The following is a 15447-nucleotide window of genomic DNA, read 5'->3' as shown; positions in this document are numbered from 1 at the left end:
CCACGGGCCGGGCACGCCACCGCGGCGTGCCCGGCCCGTCGTCGTCCCCGGCGCCGGAGCGGCCCCGTCACGCCAGGGGCGAACACGGGACGCCCCAGCCACCCCCCGCCGTTAGCATCGAACAACGCCGCCTCGCCGTGCGTGGGAGACCGGGCCGCAGAGCCCGACCGCGCCGGCGAGCACGCCGCTCGTGAGGAGTGCACATGTTCGAGAGATTCACGGACCGAGCCCGTCGCGTGGTCGTCCTCGCCCAGGAAGAGGCGCGGATGCTCAACCACAACTACATCGGCACCGAGCACATCCTCCTGGGTCTCATCCACGAGGGGGAGGGTGTCGCGGCCAAGGCGCTCGAGTCGCTCAACATCTCGCTCGACGCGGTGCGCGCCCAGGTCCAGGAGATCATCGGCGAGGGCCAGCAGGCCCCGAGCGGGCACATCCCGTTCACGCCGCGTGCGAAGAAGGTGCTGGAGCTGTCGCTGCGCGAGGCGCTGCAGCTCGGCCACAACTACATCGGGACCGAGCACATCCTGCTCGGCCTCATCCGCGAGGGCGAGGGCGTCGCGGCCCAGGTGCTCGGCAAGCTCGGCGCCGACCTGAACCGCGTGCGCCAGCAGGTCATCCAGCTGCTGTCCGGCTACCAGGGCAAGGAGCCCGTGGCCGCCGGCGGCCCGCAGGAGGGCCAGCCCTCGGGCTCCGCCGTCCTCGACCAGTTCGGCCGCAACCTGACGCAGGCCGCGCGCGAGGGCAAGCTCGACCCGGTCATCGGGCGCGAGAAGGAGATCGAGCGGGTCATGCAGGTGCTGTCCCGCCGCACCAAGAACAACCCGGTGCTGATCGGCGAGCCCGGCGTCGGCAAGACCGCCGTCGTCGAGGGCCTGGCCCAGGACATCGTCCGGGGCGACGTGCCGGAGACGCTGAAGGACAAGCAGCTCTACACGCTGGACCTCGGTGCCCTGGTCGCCGGCTCCCGCTACCGCGGTGACTTCGAGGAGCGCCTGAAGAAGGTCCTCAAGGAGATCCGCACCCGCGGCGACATCATCCTGTTCATCGACGAGATCCACACCCTGGTGGGTGCGGGTGCCGCCGAGGGCGCGATCGACGCCGCCAGCATCCTCAAGCCGATGCTGGCCCGCGGCGAGCTGCAGACGGTCGGCGCGACGACCCTGGACGAGTACCGCAAGTACGTGGAGAAGGACCCGGCGCTCGAGCGCCGCTTCCAGCCCATCCAGGTCTCGGAGCCGAACCTCACGCACGCCATCGAGATCCTCAAGGGCCTGCGCGACCGGTACGAGGCGCACCACCGCGTGTCGATCACCGACGGCGCCCTCGTGGCCGCCGCGACGCTGGCCGACCGGTACGTCAACGACCGGTTCCTGCCGGACAAGGCGATCGACCTGGTCGACGAGGCCGGCGCCCGCCTGCGGATCCGTCGCATGACGGCCCCGCCGGAGCTGCGCGAGCTCGACGAGCAGATCGCCGAGACGCGCCGCGACAAGGAGTCGGCGATCGACGAGCAGGACTTCGAGAAGGCCGCGCGCCTGCGCGACGCCGAGAAGCAGCTCGGCCTCAAGCGCCAGGAGAAGGAGAAGGCCTGGAAGTCGGGCGACCTGGACGCGGTCGCCGAGGTCGACGAGGAGCTCATCGCCGAGGTGCTGGCGCTGGCCACCGGGATCCCGGTGTTCAAGCTCACCGAGGAGGAGTCGAGCCGCCTGCTCCACATGGAGGACGAGCTGCACAAGCGGGTCGTCGGCCAGGAGTCGGCGATCAAGGCCCTCTCGCAGGCGATCCGCCGCACGCGCGCCGGGCTCAAGGACCCGAAGCGCCCGGGTGGCTCGTTCATCTTCGCCGGCCCCACGGGCGTCGGGAAGACCGAGCTGGCCAAGGCGCTCGCCGAGTTCCTGTTCGGGGACGAGGACGCGCTGATCCAGCTCGACATGTCCGAGTTCTCGGAGAAGCACACCGTCTCGCGGCTGTTCGGCTCGCCCCCCGGCTACGTCGGGTACGACGAGGGCGGCCAGCTCACCGAGAAGGTGCGCCGGAAGCCGTTCTCGGTCGTCCTGTTCGACGAGGTCGAGAAGGCGCACGCGGACATCTTCAACTCGCTGCTGCAGATCCTCGAGGACGGTCGCCTGACCGACTCGCAGGGCCGGGTGGTCGACTTCAAGAACACCGTGATCATCATGACCACGAACCTCGGCACCCGGGACATCGCGAAGGGCGTCCAGACCGGCTTCCAGGCCGGCGGCGACCTGTCGACGTCGTACGAGCGCATGAAGTCCAAGGTCAACGACGAGCTCAAGACGCACTTCCGTCCGGAGTTCCTCAACCGCGTCGACGACGTGGTCGTGTTCCCGCAGCTCTCGCAGCCGGAGATCTTCGCGATCGTCGACCTGATGATCGCCAAGCTCGACGCCCGCCTGCGCGACAAGGACATGGGCATCGAGCTCACCGAGGCGGCCAAGAAGCTGCTCTCGGAGAAGGGCTACGACCCGGTCCTGGGCGCCCGGCCGCTGCGCCGCGCGATCCAGCGGGAGATCGAGGACGCGCTGTCCGAGAAGATCCTGTTCGGGGAGCTGCACGCCGGCCAGCAGATCGTCGTGGACGCCCACGGCGAGGGCCTGCTCGGCGAGTTCGTGTTCCGCGGCGAGGACCGGGGGCCGCGCTCGAAGGAGCCGGTCGGCGCGGGTGCCCGCACCGCCGGGACCCCGGGCTCCGGAACGGACGTCCCGCCGGCGCCGCCGATCGCGTCGTCCGGTGACGGCGGCACGGGCCTCCTGCCCGCCTGACGCACCGACCCACGGCAGGGCCGGGTCGCACCCCCACGGGGCGCGACCCGGCCCTTCGTGCGTCCAGCCGTGGACCCGGCACGCGGGGGCCTGGAGCGGGTGACCGGGGCTGCGGGGGTGGCCCTCGCGTTCACCCGCTCGCAGGCCTCTGACCTGGGTGGTTGCACCCAGGGCCCCCGGGGCGACCGCGGGGAATGCGCCTACCGTGGAACGCATGCCCGGACAGGTGACGCTCAGCGACGTGGCCCGCGAGGCCGGCGTCTCCCTCGCCACGGCGTCCCGCGCGCTCAACGGCTCCGCGAACCGGACGGTCGGCGAGGACCTGCGCCGACGCGTGCACGCCGCGGCCGCGCGGCTCCGCTACTCGCCGGACGGCATCGCCCAGGCGATGGCCCGCGGCCGGACCACGTCGCTCGGCCTGGTCGTGCACGACATCGCCGACCCGTACTTCGCCGCGATCGCCGCCGGCGTCGCCGCGGCCGCCGACGAGGCCGGCCTCATGCTCACCCTGGCGTCGACCGGGCGCCGGCCGGGGCGCGAGGTCGAGATCGTCACCCAGCTGGAGCGCCAGCGGGCGCGCGCCGTGATCCTGGCCGGCGGGGCGTCCGGTGACACCGAGTCGGACGGTGCCGTGCGCGCGGCGCTCGACTCGTTCCGCGGGGTCGGCGGCGCCGTGTCCGTCGTGGGGGAGGACGGGCTGGGCTCGAACAGCGTCGTGCTCGCGAACCGCGAGGGCGCGGCCGACCTGGCCCGGGCGCTGCGCGGCCTGGGCTACCGGCGGTTCGCGGTGCTCGGCGGGGCCGGCGGGCACACGGCGCTCGCCGACCGACGGGGCGGGTTCGTGGACGCCCTGGCCGGGCTGGGCTGCGCCGTGCCGGACGACCTGCTGCTCGACGCGGCGCCCACCCGGGACGGCGGGCACGCGGCGATGTCCCGGCTGCTCGAGACGGGCGCCGCCGGCGAGGTCGAGGCCGTGTTCGCGGTCACGGACGTCATGGCCGCGGGCGCGCTCGCCGCCGCGCGGGCCGCGGGCGTGCGGGTCGGCGAGGACCTCGGGGTCGCCGGGTTCGACGGCATCGAGGCGCTCCAGGACGTCGTCCCCGGGCTGACCACCGTGCGGCTGCCCCTGGCGCGGATCGGCGCGGAGGCGACCCGGCTGGCGCTGCGGCCGGCCGCCGCCGAGCCGGAGCTGGTCCCGCTGGCCGGCGAGGTCGTCCTGGGCGCCTCGACCCCGGGGCCTCCCGGCCGCTGACGCCGCGCCGAGTGTCCAGGAACCTGCCCGTTCTGAGCTGGTTCGTCCCCCGGGTTCTGGACACTCGGCGCGCGGTACGCCCGGGCGCGGGGCCCGCGGCGTCAGCGGAAGGCGCCGACGGCCTCCGGGTACGCCTCCGCGAGCTCGCGGGTCTCGTCGTGCTGCGGGTCGGTGAGCAGCGTGCGCATCGTCCCCGTCTCCACGACGCGGCCCTCTCCGAGGACGTGCACGGTGTCCGCGAGCCGGTCGACGAGCCGCAGGTCGTGCGACACCACCAGCAGGCCCACGCCGGTCGCGGCGAGCTCGGCCACCTGGTCGGCGACCGCCTCGCGGAGCGCCGGGTCGAGGGCGGTGGCGGGCTCGTCGAGGACGAGGACCTCCGGCCGGGTCGCCAGGGCGTCGGCGAGCGCGAGGCGCTGCTTCTCGCCGCCGGACAGCGAGTGCAGCGTCCGGCCGAGGAACCGGGGCTCCAGGCCGACGCGGGCCAGCACGTCCTCGGGCTGCAGGCCGGTCGCGCGCCCCGCCTTGCGGGAGTCGTTCAGCGTGGACTCGAGGACCTTGGCGACCGAGGTGCGGCTGTCGACGCCGACCAGGCCCTCCTGGTGCACGGCGCGGACGACCGAGCGGAACGCCTTGGTCTCCTTGCGGGACATCTTGGTGACCGGGCGGGCGCCGTAGGTGGCGCGCCCCTGGGTCGGCTTGTGCCGGCCGAGCAGGACCTGCACCAGCGTCGACTTCCCGGCGCCCGAGCGCCCGATCACGCCGACCCGCTCGCCGGGGCCGACGGACAGGCTCGCGCCCTGGAGCACCGCCGCGCCGCCGTAGCCGGCCCAGACGTCGTGCGCCGCGAGCGCGCTCACCGGGTCACCTCCCGGGCGTCGGTCCGGTCGGCGTGGTCGTGCGGCGTACCCACAGCGTGTCCCTTCGAGCGATGACCTCGACCGGGAGAACGGCCGAGCCCCCCGCGAAGTTTCCGCGAGGGGCTCGGCCGGTGGCAAACGCGCGGGTCAGGCGCGGGCCTCGCGGCGGCGCGCCGGGGGCAGGTCCTCCATGTCCTCGAGCTCGACGCCCTTGGTCTCGGGCACCTTCGTGAGGACGAAGAAGAACGACAGGCCCGCGAACACCGCGTACATGAGGTACGGGCCGGTCGCGCCGAACTGGTCGAGCATCGGCGGGAACGACACGGTGATGACGAAGTTCGCGATCCACTGCGCCGCCGCGGCGACGCCGAGCGCGGCGGCGCGGATCCGGTTCGGGAACATCTCGCCGAGCAGCACCCACACCAGCGGGCCCCACGAGGCGCCGAAGAACACGACGAACGCGTTGGCGGCGACGAGGGCGACCGGGCCCCACGGCGACGGCAGCGACACGTCCTCGCCCGAGCCGGACGCCTGCGTGAACGCGATCGCCATGATCGCGAGCGAGATCGTCATGCCCGCGGAGCCGGTGAGCAGGATCGGGCGGCGGCCGACCTTGTCGATGAGGGCGATGGCGATGAACGTGACCGCCACGTTGGTGACCGCGGTGATGGTCGAGACCAGGAACGACTGGCTCTCGTCGAAGCCGACGGCCTGCCAGAGCGTCGTCGAGTAGTAGAAGATCACGTTGATGCCGACGAACTGCTGGAAGACGGACAGCAGGATGCCGACCCAGACGACTGGCAGCAGGCCGAACCGCGGGCCGCGGAGGGTGGCCTGCGCCTCGAGCGCCTTGTCCTTCTCGATCGTCTTCTCGATCTGGGCGACGCGCTCGCGCGGGTCCTCGTCCGCGCCGAGCACGCCCTGCAGGACCGTGACGGCCTCGTCGCGGCGACCCTGGGCGACCAGGTAGCGCGGCGACTCGGGGATCCGCAGGGCGAGGACGCCGTAGACCGCGGCGGGCACCACGGCGACCAGGAACATCCAGCGCCAGGCCTCCCAGCCGAGCCACAGCTCCTCGGCGGCGCCGCCCGCGGCCTCCGCCAGCAGCTGGTCGGAGAGCAGGGCGGCGAAGATGCCGAGGGTGATGGCGAGCTGCTGCAGCGAGCCGAGGCGGCCGCGCAGGGCGGCGGGGGCGATCTCGGCGATGTACGCCGGGGCGATCACCGAGGCGATGCCGATGCCGACGCCGGCCATCACGCGCCAGATGACCAGGTCCCACGCGCTGAACGCGATCGCCGACAGGATCGACGACACGAAGAACAGCACCGACCCGAGCACCATGACCCGGGTGCGGCCCCAGCGGTCCGCGAGCTTGCCGCCCGCCCAGGCGCCGACGGCGCAGCCGAGCAGGGCGACGGCCACCACGAGGCCGGTCACCGTGGGCGCGAGGGAGAACTGGCCCTCGATCGCGTCGACGGCGCCGTTGATCACGGACGAGTCGAACCCGAACAGGAAGCCGCCGACCGCGGCGGCGACGGCCAGCCCGATCGCCTTGTTGTGCGACGGGTGCTTCCCCGTCGCGGGTCGGGCACTGCTCTCGGCCATGACGTCTCTCCCTCGTTCCGCTCGTCCTGCGGGGACACCAGGGCCGGAGCACGTCGTCGGGCGCCGGTCGAGGCGTACTCACCTTTCACCCGCGCGGCACTTCGCGCACCCGGAGGACCGGGTCACGAAGGTGCGGCGGGGAGCCTAACCCCGGCCGCGGGCCCGGCGCGCACCGAGGCGGGCGCACGCGACGCACGTCACGATCCGGCGCAGAATCGTCGGGTGACCGACTCCGGACCCTCCCGCCCCCGGTTCCGCCGCCCCGCGATGCTGGACCCCCGCGACGCCGACCAGCTGCCCGGCGACATGGACCCCGCCCTCCGCTCGCAGGTGGCGCACACCACCGCGGCCGCGATCGTGCACCGCGGCCGGTCCGAGGGCGAGGAGGACCCGGCGCTGGTCGAGCGGCTGGTCCGGCTGGTGGAGACCGAGGGCCTCGACGTGGTGGCCGCGCTGTGGTCGGACAGCCCGGCGACGACGCTGCCGGGCACCCTGTGGCGGCTGTACGTGCTGCGCGAGTGGGTGCGTCGGGACCCGCGGACGCTCGCCGACCGGTACCGCCTCGGCCTCGACGCCGCGCCGGTGCACCACGTCGTCGTCGGCGTGGTCAGCCCGCCCGGGCCGGAGGAGCTGCGCGAGCTGCTGGACGCGGTGCTGTCGGGCGTGTGGACCGGCGACCTCGCCGTGACGCTGGAGCGCGGCGCGGCGTTCTGCCGGGTCCTCGCCACCGGCGCCGCCTTCGACGCCGACCACCTCGACCTGACCGGCGACGACGCGTCGCTGCGGCTCACGCGCAGCGCGGGCTCGCTGGTCCGGACCGCCGAGGAGCTGGAGCAGGCGGCGCACCTGTGGCGGTCCGGCTCCCTGGAGTAGCCGGCGGGGCCGTGTTCCCGCCGGGGCCGTGAACATGCTCACGCGTCCGCGCCCAGGACGTGGCGCGCGCAGGCGCGTAAACTCGAACCCGACGCCGGGCCGCGGTAGCCCCGGGCTCCATCTCAAGCCGCTCCGAGCGGCCTCGCGCCGAGAGGCGCTTCCCGGTCCGGCGTCCTCGAACCTCCTCCGCCCGGCCGCAGGCGTGTGACCTCGGTCCCACGCCCGCGCCGGGCGGCCGTGCGTCAGGCCGGGGACACCTGCGGTTCACCCCCGGTTCACCGGCGGGGTTGTGAGTTCACCCCGCGGCTGCCCTAGCCTGTGCTCGACCACGCCCCTCTCCTGCGGAGCCTCTCGTGCGCCTGCGCCTCACCCCGCGCGACACCTCGTTCTTCGACCTCCTGGCCGCGTCGGCGGCGCACCTGGTCACCGGAGCCAACCTCCTCGCGGAGCTGCTGGGCGCCGACCGGCCGACCCGCAAGGCGCTCGCGAAGCAGATGAGCGACGCCGAGCACCTCGCCGACGAGGCGACCCACCAGATCATGCGGCGGCTGAACCAGACGTTCGTGACCCCGTTCGACCGGGACGACATCTACGGCCTGGCGTCCGCGCTGGACGACTGCATGGACTTCATGGAGGAGGCCGCCGACCTCATCGTCCTGTACAAGATCGACGAGCTGCCCGCGCGGGTCGCCGACCAGGTGCAGGTCCTGCAGCGCTCGGCCGAGCTGACCGCCGAGGCGATGCCGCGGCTGCGCTCGATGGAGAACCTCGCGGAGTACTGGGTCGAGGTGAACCGGCTCGAGAACCAGGCCGACAAGTCGCACCGCAAGCTGCTCGCGCAGATGTTCGACGAGATCACCGACCCGATCCTCCTCATGAAGCTCAAGGAGGTCGTCGAGAAGCTCGAGGACGCCGCCGACGCGTTCGAGAAGGTCGCGAACATGGTCGAGACCATCGCGCTCAAGGAGTCCTGAGCCCCGGTGGAACTCGCGCTCGTCGTGGTCGTCGTCGCCCTGGCGCTCGGCTTCGACTACACCAACGGCTTCCACGACGCGGCCAACGCCATCGCCACCTCGGTGTCGACGCGCGCGCTGACGCCGCGGGCCGCACTGCTCATGGCCGCGGTCATGAACTTCACCGGCGCGCTGCTGGGCACGGAGGTCGCGGAGACCATCGCGACCTCGATCGTCGACCTCGGCGACGCGTCGCCGCACCAGGCGCTGGTCGTCGTGCTGTGCGCGCTGGTCGGCGCGATCGTGTGGAACCTCATCACGTGGTGGTTCGGCCTGCCGTCCTCCTCGACGCACGCGCTGATCGGCGGCCTGGTGGGCGCCGGCCTCGCGGGCGGCCTCGCGATCTACGGCTCCGCGATCGTCGACAAGGTCGTCCTGCCGATGATCTTCTCCCCGCTGGTCGGGTTCTTCCTGGCGTTCTTCGTCATGGTCGGCCTGCTGTGGCTCGTCCGGAACGCGTCGCCGTCGCGGACCACCCGCCGGTTCCGGCTCGCGCAGACCGTCTCGGCGGCCGCGATGGCGCTGGGCCACGGCCTGCAGGACGCGCAGAAGACCATGGGCGTGATCTTCATGGCGCTGCTGACGGTCGGCTGGGCCGACCCCGACGCCGGCATCCCGCTGTGGGTCAAGCTGTCGGCCGCGGCCGCGATCTCGCTCGGCACGTACTCGGGCGGCTGGCGCATCATGCGCACGCTGGGCCGCAAGATCATCGAGCTGGACCCCGCCCGCGGGTTCGTCGCCGAGTCGGTGTCCGCCGTCGTGCTGTACGTCAACGCGTTCGCGCTGCACGCGCCGGTGTCGACCACGCACACGATCACCTCGGCGATCATGGGCGTCGGCGCGACCAAGCGGCTGTCGGCGGTCCGCTGGGGCGTCGCCAAGAACATCGGCATCGCGTGGGTGCTCACCATCCCGGCCGCGGCCGGCGTCGCCGCGCTGGTGTACCTGGTGCTGAGCCCGTTCCTCGGCTGACCCGGCACCCGGACGCGCCGCACGACGGCCACGGCACCCTCCCGGGCGCCGCGGCCGTCGTCGCGTCGGGGCCGGCTCAGCTGCCGAGCGGCGTGTGCACCTCGACGTCCTCGACCCGCACCTCGTCCGGGACGGCGCCGGTGCGCGCGACGTGGCAGACCAGCACCTGCCCCGGCCGCAGGTACGGGTTCTCGGCGGGCAGCCGGTCGCGCACGGCGGCGCGGGCGTGCGCGCCGACCGCCGCCAGCACCGTCGGCAGCACCGGCCGGTGCGTGCACAGGGCGACGTCCGCGCCGGCCCGCAGCACGCCGGCGACGACGTCGGCGGTCTTCTCGGGCGACTCCTCGTGCTGCGCCTCCGTGAGCGGCTCCCGCCGGTCGAGCGGCAGGCCGGCGGCGGAGGCGTAGGGCTCGACCGTGGCGCCGCAGCGCAGCCACGGGCTCGTCACGACCTCCGCGACGCCGTAGGCCGACAGCACCGGCACGAGCGCGGCCGCCTGGCGTCGCCCGACCTCCGTGAGCGGGCGGGTGCCCTCCTCGCGGCCCCACGACGACCGGCTCTTGGCGCGCCCGTGCCGCACGACCAGCACGGCGCGGGTGTCCAGCCGGCCCTTCTCGTACGCCTCGACCAGGGCGTCCAGGGGGGTGCGGTCGTCCGCGCGGGTGAGCCGCTTGCGCGCGACGTCCGCGTCGGCCCAGCGCACCGCGTCGATCTCGTCCTTCGACGCGTGCTGCGCGGGCGGCCGGGCGTGCACGGCGGGGCGGTCCGGGCGCCCGGCGACCTGCGCGGCCCAGTAGTGCACGCGCTTGCGCCGTCCGTCCGCCAGGTCGTACTCCAGCCCGGGCAGCGGCCGGCCCAGCACGACGTCGAGGCCGGTCTCCTCCTCGACCTCGCGGACCGCGGCCGTCGCCGGGTGCTCGCCGGGCTCGAGCTTGCCCTTCGGCCAGGACCAGTCCTTGTACCGCGGGCGGTGCACCAGGACGACCTGCAGCCGCCCCTGGCGGACGCGCCAGACCAGGGCACCCGCCGCCCGGACGAGCGCGGAGGGGCCGGCGCTCACCGGCCGGAGCCCAGGCGGCGGCGCTGGCGGTAGATCAGCGTCGACTGCAGGTCGCGCAGCGGCCCGTCGTCGCCCTGCGCGTGCCGGGTCCACACGCCGTCGGCGCCGAGGTGCCAGGACGACGTGGTGTCGGCCATCGACTCGTCCATCAGGTTCACCAGCTCGGCCACCTGGTCCGGGTCGGACAGCCGGACCAGGGCCTCGACGCGGCGGTCGAGGTTGCGGTGCATCAGGTCGGCCGACCCGATGTACACCTCGGGACCGGGGAGCCGCTCGCCGCCCTCGCGGCCGACGTCCGCGACCTCCGGGGTCACGCCCGCGTCCGCGGCGAACGCGAACACCCGCGCGTGCTCGAGGAACCGGCCGAGGATGGACCGGACGCGGACCGTCTCGGACAGCCCCGGCACGCCGGGGCGCATCGCGCAGATGCCCCGCACGCACAGGTCGACGGGCACGCCCGCCTGCGACGCGCGGTACAGGGCGTCGATCGTCTCCTCGTCGACCATCGAGTTGACCTTGATCTTGATCCACGCCGGGCGGCCGTCGCGGGCGGCCTGCGCCTCGCGGTCGATCCGCTCGATCAGCCCCGAGCGCACCGAGCGGGGCGCGACCAGCAGCCGGTGGAACCGCGACTTCGGCGCGTAGCCGGACAGCTGGTTGAACAGCCGGGTGAGGTCCTGGCCGACGTCCGGGTCGCAGGTCAGCAGGCCCAGGTCGGTGTAGATCCGGGCGGTCTTCGGGTTGTAGTTGCCGGTGCCGACGTGGCAGTACCGGCGCAGGCCGTCCGACTCCTGGCGGACGACCAGCGACAGCTTCGCGTGCGTCTTGAGGCCGACGATGCCGTAGACGACGTGCACGCCGGCCTGCTCGAGCTTGCGGGCCCACTCGATGTTCGCCTGCTCGTCGAACCGCGCCTTGATCTCGACCAGCGCGAGCACCTGCTTGCCCGCCTCGGCCGCGTCGATGAGCGCGTCGACGATCGGGGAGTCCCCGGACGTCCGGTACAGGGTCTGCTTGATCGCCAGGACCTTCGGGTCCGCGGCCGCCTGCTCCAGGAACGTCTGCACCGACGTCGAGAACGAGTCGTACGGGTGGTGCAGCAGGATGTCCCGCGCGCGGATCGCGGCGAACACGTCGGTCGGGTTGGCGCTCTCCACCTCGGCCAGGAACCGGTGCGTCGTCGGCACGAACCGCGGGTACTGCAGGTCCGCGCGGTCCAGGTCGGCGATGAGGTTGAGGCCGGTGTGGTCCAGCGGCGCGGGCAGCTCGTACACCTCATCCTCGGCGACGCCGAGCTCCCGGACGAGCAGCGACCGGATGCGCGGGCTGATCGAGTCGGCGATCTCGAGCCGGACCGGCGGGCCGAACTTCCGGCGCAGCAGCTCCTTCTCCATCGCCTGCAGGAGGTTCTCGGCGTCGTCCTCCTCGACCTCCACGTCCTCGTTGCGGGTGACGCGGAACGTGTGGTGCTCGCTGACCTCCATGCCGGGGAACAGCTGGTCGAGGTGCTGGGCGATGACGTCCTCGACGGGCACGAACGACATCGGGCCGCGGTCCGAGGCCGGGCCGGACGCGTCGGTGGGCCGGCCCCGCCAGTCCACCGCGATGTACCGGGGGAGCAGCGGCGGCACCTTGACCCGGGCGAAGTGCTCCTTGCCGGTCGACGGGTTCACGACGACGACGGCGAGGTTGAGCGACAGGCCCGAGATGTACGGGAACGGGTGCGCGGGGTCGACCGCCAGCGGGGTCAGCACCGGGAAGATCTGCTTGCGGAAGTACTTGCGGAGCCGGTCCTGCTCGGCCTCGCCCAGCTGCTCCCAGCGCACGAGCGTGATGCCCTGCGCCGCGAGCTCGGGCTGCACCTGCTCGGCGAACACCTGCGCGTGCCGGGCGGCGAGCTCGTGGGCGCGGACCCCGATCGCCTCCAGCACCTGGCGCGGGCTCAGGCCCGACGCGGCGGTCACGGCGAGGCCGGTCGCGATGCGCCGCTTGAGGCCGGCGACGCGGACCATGAAGAACTCGTCCAGGTTGGACGCGAAGATCGCCAGGTACCGGACCCGCTCGAGCAGCGGCTGGGTCTCGTCCTCGGCGAGCTGCAGCACCCGCTCGTTGAACGCGAGCCAGCTGACCTCCCGGTCGAGGAACCGGTCGGCCGGCAGCGCCGGGGCGGCGGCCTCGACCGGCCGCTCCACCGGCGGCGTGCGGCGGTCGGCCGGCATCTCGATGTGCTCGGCGATGTGCGCCGCGAGCTCGGGCGCGAGCGGCCGGGGACGGGGCGCCGCCGCGGTGGTGACGGGAGTCGGCGCGGTGGTGGGCTGGCCGTCGTCGGTGGTGGCGGGGGTGCCGGCGTCCGGGGCGGCGGGCGCCGCGGCGCGGGACCGGGACCCGGTGCTCCTGCCGGTCGACCGGCCGCTCGTGGACCGCGGCGCGCGGGCGGTGCTCGTGCGGCCGGAGGCCGAGGTCGCGGCGGACGGGCCGCGGCGCGGCTTCCGGGGCGTGCCGTCGGAGGGGGTGGCGTCGGTCATCCCCACATGGTGGCACCAGGAGGTGTCCGGCGGGTGACCGAAGGCCGACGCGGGCCGCCGCGAGGGTGCACGGGACACGCCGAGGGTGCCCGCACTGCGGGCACCGGTGGGGTGTCTCGTGCACCCCCGCGGGTCAGGACAGCCGGTAGACCATGTCCAGCGCCGAGCGGTCGAAGCCCGCGGCCCGGTAGACGCGGACCGCCGGGGCGTTGTCGCCCTCGGTGTAGAGGACGACGCGCGGGACGCCGCGCGCGGCCAGGTGCGCCAGCATGCGCGCCGTGAGCGCCGGGCCGAGCCGTCGGCCCTGCGCCGCGGGGTCGACGCCGAGCGCGTAGATCTCTCCCTCGCCCGGCTCGGCGACCTTGGTCCAGCCGAAGCCGAGCAGCGCGCCGGCCTCCTCGGCGAGCAGGAAGCCCGCCGGGTCGAACCACGGCTCCGCCTTGCGGGCCTCCAGGTCCGCACGGGTCAGCCGGCCCTGCTCGGGGTGCTGCGCGAACGCCCGCGCGTTGACCGCGACCCACGCGTCCTCGTCCCGGCCCGGCTCGAAGGCGCGCACCGTCACGCCGTCGGGCAGCGGGGCGGCTCCGGGGTCCGGGGCCGTCAGCGGGTCGAGCGCCATCTGCCAGAGCTCCCGCACGACGGGCAGCCCGCGGGCCGCCGCGAGGGCGCGGGCCGGCGCCACGTCCCCGTGCGCCCACACGTCCACGGCGTCGCCGCCCCGGTCGCGGGCCGCCCCGAGCGCCGCGGCGAGCAGGGCGGTGCCGGTGCCGCGGCGACGCGCGGCGGGGGCCACGACCACCTCGGCGGTCGCGCGCGCCGGGTCGCGGAGGTCGACCTGCGCGTAGCCGGCGAGCGCCCCGGCGCCGGGGTCGGAGACCAGGAGGTGCACGACGTCCGGGCCGCCGCCGGTGAGCCAGAGCAGCGGCTGCTCGGACAGCGGCGGGACGCCGTCGTGGGCGGCCGCGGCGGTGGCGAGGTCGCGGACCGCGGCGGCGGTGGCCGCGGGCAGCGGTCCGGTCACGGTCCGGGGGGTCGGGTCCGGGGTCGTCAGGTCGGGCACGGTCCCATCCCACCACGCCGCGCGCGGCCGAGGTCGTCGGTTCCGCGCCGGGGCCCCGTGCGCAACCGGCGACCTCGCGCGCAACCGACGACCTCGCGCGCAGGCGACCTCGCGCGCAGGCGACCCCGCGCGCCGCCCGGTCCGGGGAACGTCCCGCGGGGGCGCCGCGTTGGACGTGGAGTGCCCGACGTGACCCCGCCCCCCGCCGCCGCCTCCGCGGACGTCGTGGTCGTGGGTGCCGGGCAGGCCGGTCTCGCCGTGGCGGCGCACCTGGCCCGGTCCGGGTTCGTGCCGGCCTCGGCAGCGCGCGGGCGCCGCGCCGCCGGCGGGAGCCCGACGTACGTGGTCCTCGACGCCGCGGCCGGCCCCGGCGGCGCCTGGCGCGAGCGCTGGCCCGGCCTGACGATGCGCACCGTCAACGGCGTCTACGAGCTGCCCGGCCGGCCGCTGCCGACCTTCGACGCCGACGAGCCCGCCAGCCGCGCCCTGACCCGGTACTTCGGCGCCTACGAGCGGGACCTCGGCCTCGCCGTGCGCCGGCCCGTGGAGGTCCGGCGGGTGCGGGACGCGAGCGGACGCCGCGGCCTGCTCGCCGTCGAGACCGAGGAGACGGAGGCCGTGCCGGTCCCGGCGCCCGACCCGGACGACGGGCTGGGCGGGGGCGCGGGCGCGTGCCGCGCGGAGGCCGCGTCCGGGCGGCGTCGCGTGACCCGCACGTGGCACGCCCGCGCGCTGGTGAACGCGACGGGCACCTGGACCCGGCCGTTCTGGCCCGCGTACCCGGGCGCGGCGTCGTTCGCCGGACTGCAGCGGCACACCCACGACTACCGGTCGCCGGAGGAGTTCGCGGGCCGGCGCGTGCTGGTGGTCGGCGGTGGGATCTCCGCCGTGCAGCACCTGCTCGCGATCCACCCGGTCGCGGCGACGACGACCTGGGTGACCCGGCGGCCGCCGGACTGGCGTGACGCGGAGTTCAACCCCGAGCTCGGTCGCGAGGCGGTGGCCCGGGTCGACGCACGCACGCGGGCGGGCCTGCCGCCGCAGAGCATCGTCGCCGCCACGGGGCTGCCGCTGACCGACGCGTACCGCGACGGCATCGCGCGCGGCGTGCTGGTGGCGCGGCCGGTGTTCGCCCGGCTGGTGCCGGACGGCGCGGAGTGGGAGGAGGCCGCCGCCCGCGGCCCGCTCGCCGACGGCTGGGTCGCCGGGCCCGCGCACGTCGAGGCCGACGCCGTGCTGTGGGCGACCGGGTTCCGCGCGGCGCTCGACCACCTGCGGCCCCTCGGGCTGCGCGGCTCGGGCGGCGGGATCGTCATGGACGGCACCCGCGTGGTCGCGGACCCGCGGGTGCAGCTCGTGGGGTACGGGCCCAGCGCGAGCACCGTGGGCGCGAACCGCGCCGGGCGCGCCGCCGTCCGGCAGGTCCGCCGCTACCTCGGGG

The 15447-nt window shown here is 74.8% G+C and carries 11 protein-coding genes; 6 read left to right on the top strand and 5 right to left on the bottom strand.

The window, feature by feature from the left end:
- Positions 1-203 precede the first annotated feature (203 nt).
- Complete coding sequence (locus tag Cpa01nite_RS13430) at positions 204-2786, top strand: ATP-dependent Clp protease ATP-binding subunit (RefSeq protein WP_203669264.1); 2583 nt, start codon at positions 204-206, stop codon at positions 2784-2786.
- Positions 2787-3000: 214 nt separating this feature from the next.
- Positions 3001-4038: a LacI family DNA-binding transcriptional regulator gene (locus tag Cpa01nite_RS13425; protein ID WP_203669263.1), complete on the top strand. Its 1038-nt coding sequence runs from the start codon at positions 3001-3003 to the stop codon at positions 4036-4038.
- 101 nt (positions 4039-4139) lie between these two features.
- On the opposite strand, the gene Cpa01nite_RS13420 is transcribed toward Cpa01nite_RS13425, so the two are convergent.
- Positions 4140-4898, bottom strand: coding sequence for an ABC transporter ATP-binding protein (locus Cpa01nite_RS13420; RefSeq protein WP_203669262.1), 759 nt, complete (start codon positions 4896-4898; stop codon positions 4140-4142).
- A 147-nt stretch (positions 4899-5045) separates the two neighbouring features.
- Positions 5046-6503: a sugar porter family MFS transporter gene (locus Cpa01nite_RS13415; protein ID WP_203669261.1), complete on the bottom strand. Its 1458-nt coding sequence runs from the start codon at positions 6501-6503 to the stop codon at positions 5046-5048.
- A gap of 267 nt (positions 6504-6770) precedes the next feature.
- On the opposite strand from Cpa01nite_RS13415, the gene Cpa01nite_RS13410 reads away from it, so the two are divergent.
- The 3 genes from Cpa01nite_RS13410 to Cpa01nite_RS13400 all read left to right on the top strand — a co-directional run bounded on the left by Cpa01nite_RS13410 (position 6771) and on the right by Cpa01nite_RS13400 (position 9361).
- The gene (locus Cpa01nite_RS13410) at positions 6771-7376 is read left to right on the top strand and encodes a hypothetical protein (protein ID WP_203669323.1); all 606 of its coding nucleotides are present in this window, start codon (positions 6771-6773) and stop codon (positions 7374-7376) included.
- A gap of 353 nt (positions 7377-7729) precedes the next feature.
- Positions 7730-8350 carry a DUF47 domain-containing protein gene (locus Cpa01nite_RS13405; protein ID WP_203669260.1) on the top strand — a complete coding sequence of 207 codons (621 nt, stop codon included), beginning with the start codon at positions 7730-7732 and terminating at the stop codon, positions 8348-8350.
- A gap of 6 nt (positions 8351-8356) precedes the next feature.
- Complete coding sequence (locus Cpa01nite_RS13400) at positions 8357-9361, top strand: inorganic phosphate transporter (protein ID WP_203669259.1); 1005 nt, start codon at positions 8357-8359, stop codon at positions 9359-9361.
- Between the two features lie 76 nt (positions 9362-9437).
- On the opposite strand, the gene Cpa01nite_RS13395 is transcribed toward Cpa01nite_RS13400, so the two are convergent.
- The 3 genes from Cpa01nite_RS13395 to mshD all read right to left on the bottom strand — a co-directional run bounded on the left by Cpa01nite_RS13395 (position 9438) and on the right by mshD (position 14006).
- Entirely contained in the window at positions 9438-10421 is a 984-nt protein-coding gene (locus Cpa01nite_RS13395; RefSeq protein ID WP_203669258.1) for an NUDIX hydrolase, read from the bottom strand.
- On the bottom strand, positions 10418-12640 hold the full coding sequence (locus tag Cpa01nite_RS13390; protein WP_203669322.1) for an RNA degradosome polyphosphate kinase: 2223 nt from the start codon (positions 12638-12640) through the stop codon (positions 10418-10420). The genes Cpa01nite_RS13395 and Cpa01nite_RS13390 overlap by 4 nt, the downstream gene beginning before the upstream one ends.
- A gap of 439 nt (positions 12641-13079) precedes the next feature.
- Complete coding sequence (mshD, locus tag Cpa01nite_RS13385) at positions 13080-14006, bottom strand: mycothiol synthase (RefSeq protein WP_203669257.1); 927 nt, start codon at positions 14004-14006, stop codon at positions 13080-13082.
- Positions 14007-14195: 189 nt separating this feature from the next.
- Between mshD and Cpa01nite_RS13380 the strand changes: the two genes are divergently transcribed.
- Positions 14196-15447: NAD(P)-binding domain-containing protein (locus Cpa01nite_RS13380; RefSeq protein ID WP_239068772.1), on the top strand; the 1252-nt coding region annotated here is incomplete at its 3' end.

Source organism: Cellulomonas pakistanensis, from assembly GCF_016862755.1.
Classification (GTDB): domain Bacteria; phylum Actinomycetota; class Actinomycetes; order Actinomycetales; family Cellulomonadaceae; genus Cellulomonas; species Cellulomonas pakistanensis.
Note: the sequence above shows the minus strand (reverse complement) of the source record. Positions and strands in the feature narration are given on the sequence as shown.

Bases quoted from the DNA above. Each gene is read 5' to 3' on its own strand.
- Cpa01nite_RS13415 (WP_203669261.1), bottom strand. From the start codon at position 6,503: ATGGCCGAGAGCAGTGCCCGACCCGCGACGGGGAAGCACCCGTCGCAC.
- Cpa01nite_RS13430 (WP_203669264.1), top strand. From the start codon at position 204: ATGTTCGAGAGATTCACGGACCGAGCCCGTCGCGTGGTCGTCCTCGCC.
- Cpa01nite_RS13390 (WP_203669322.1), bottom strand. From the start codon at position 12,640: ATGCCGGCCGACCGCCGCACGCCGCCGGTGGAGCGGCCGGTCGAGGCC.
- Cpa01nite_RS13425 (WP_203669263.1), top strand. From the start codon at position 3,001: ATGCCCGGACAGGTGACGCTCAGCGACGTGGCCCGCGAGGCCGGCGTC.
- Cpa01nite_RS13410 (WP_203669323.1), top strand. From the start codon at position 6,771: ATGCTGGACCCCCGCGACGCCGACCAGCTGCCCGGCGACATGGACCCC.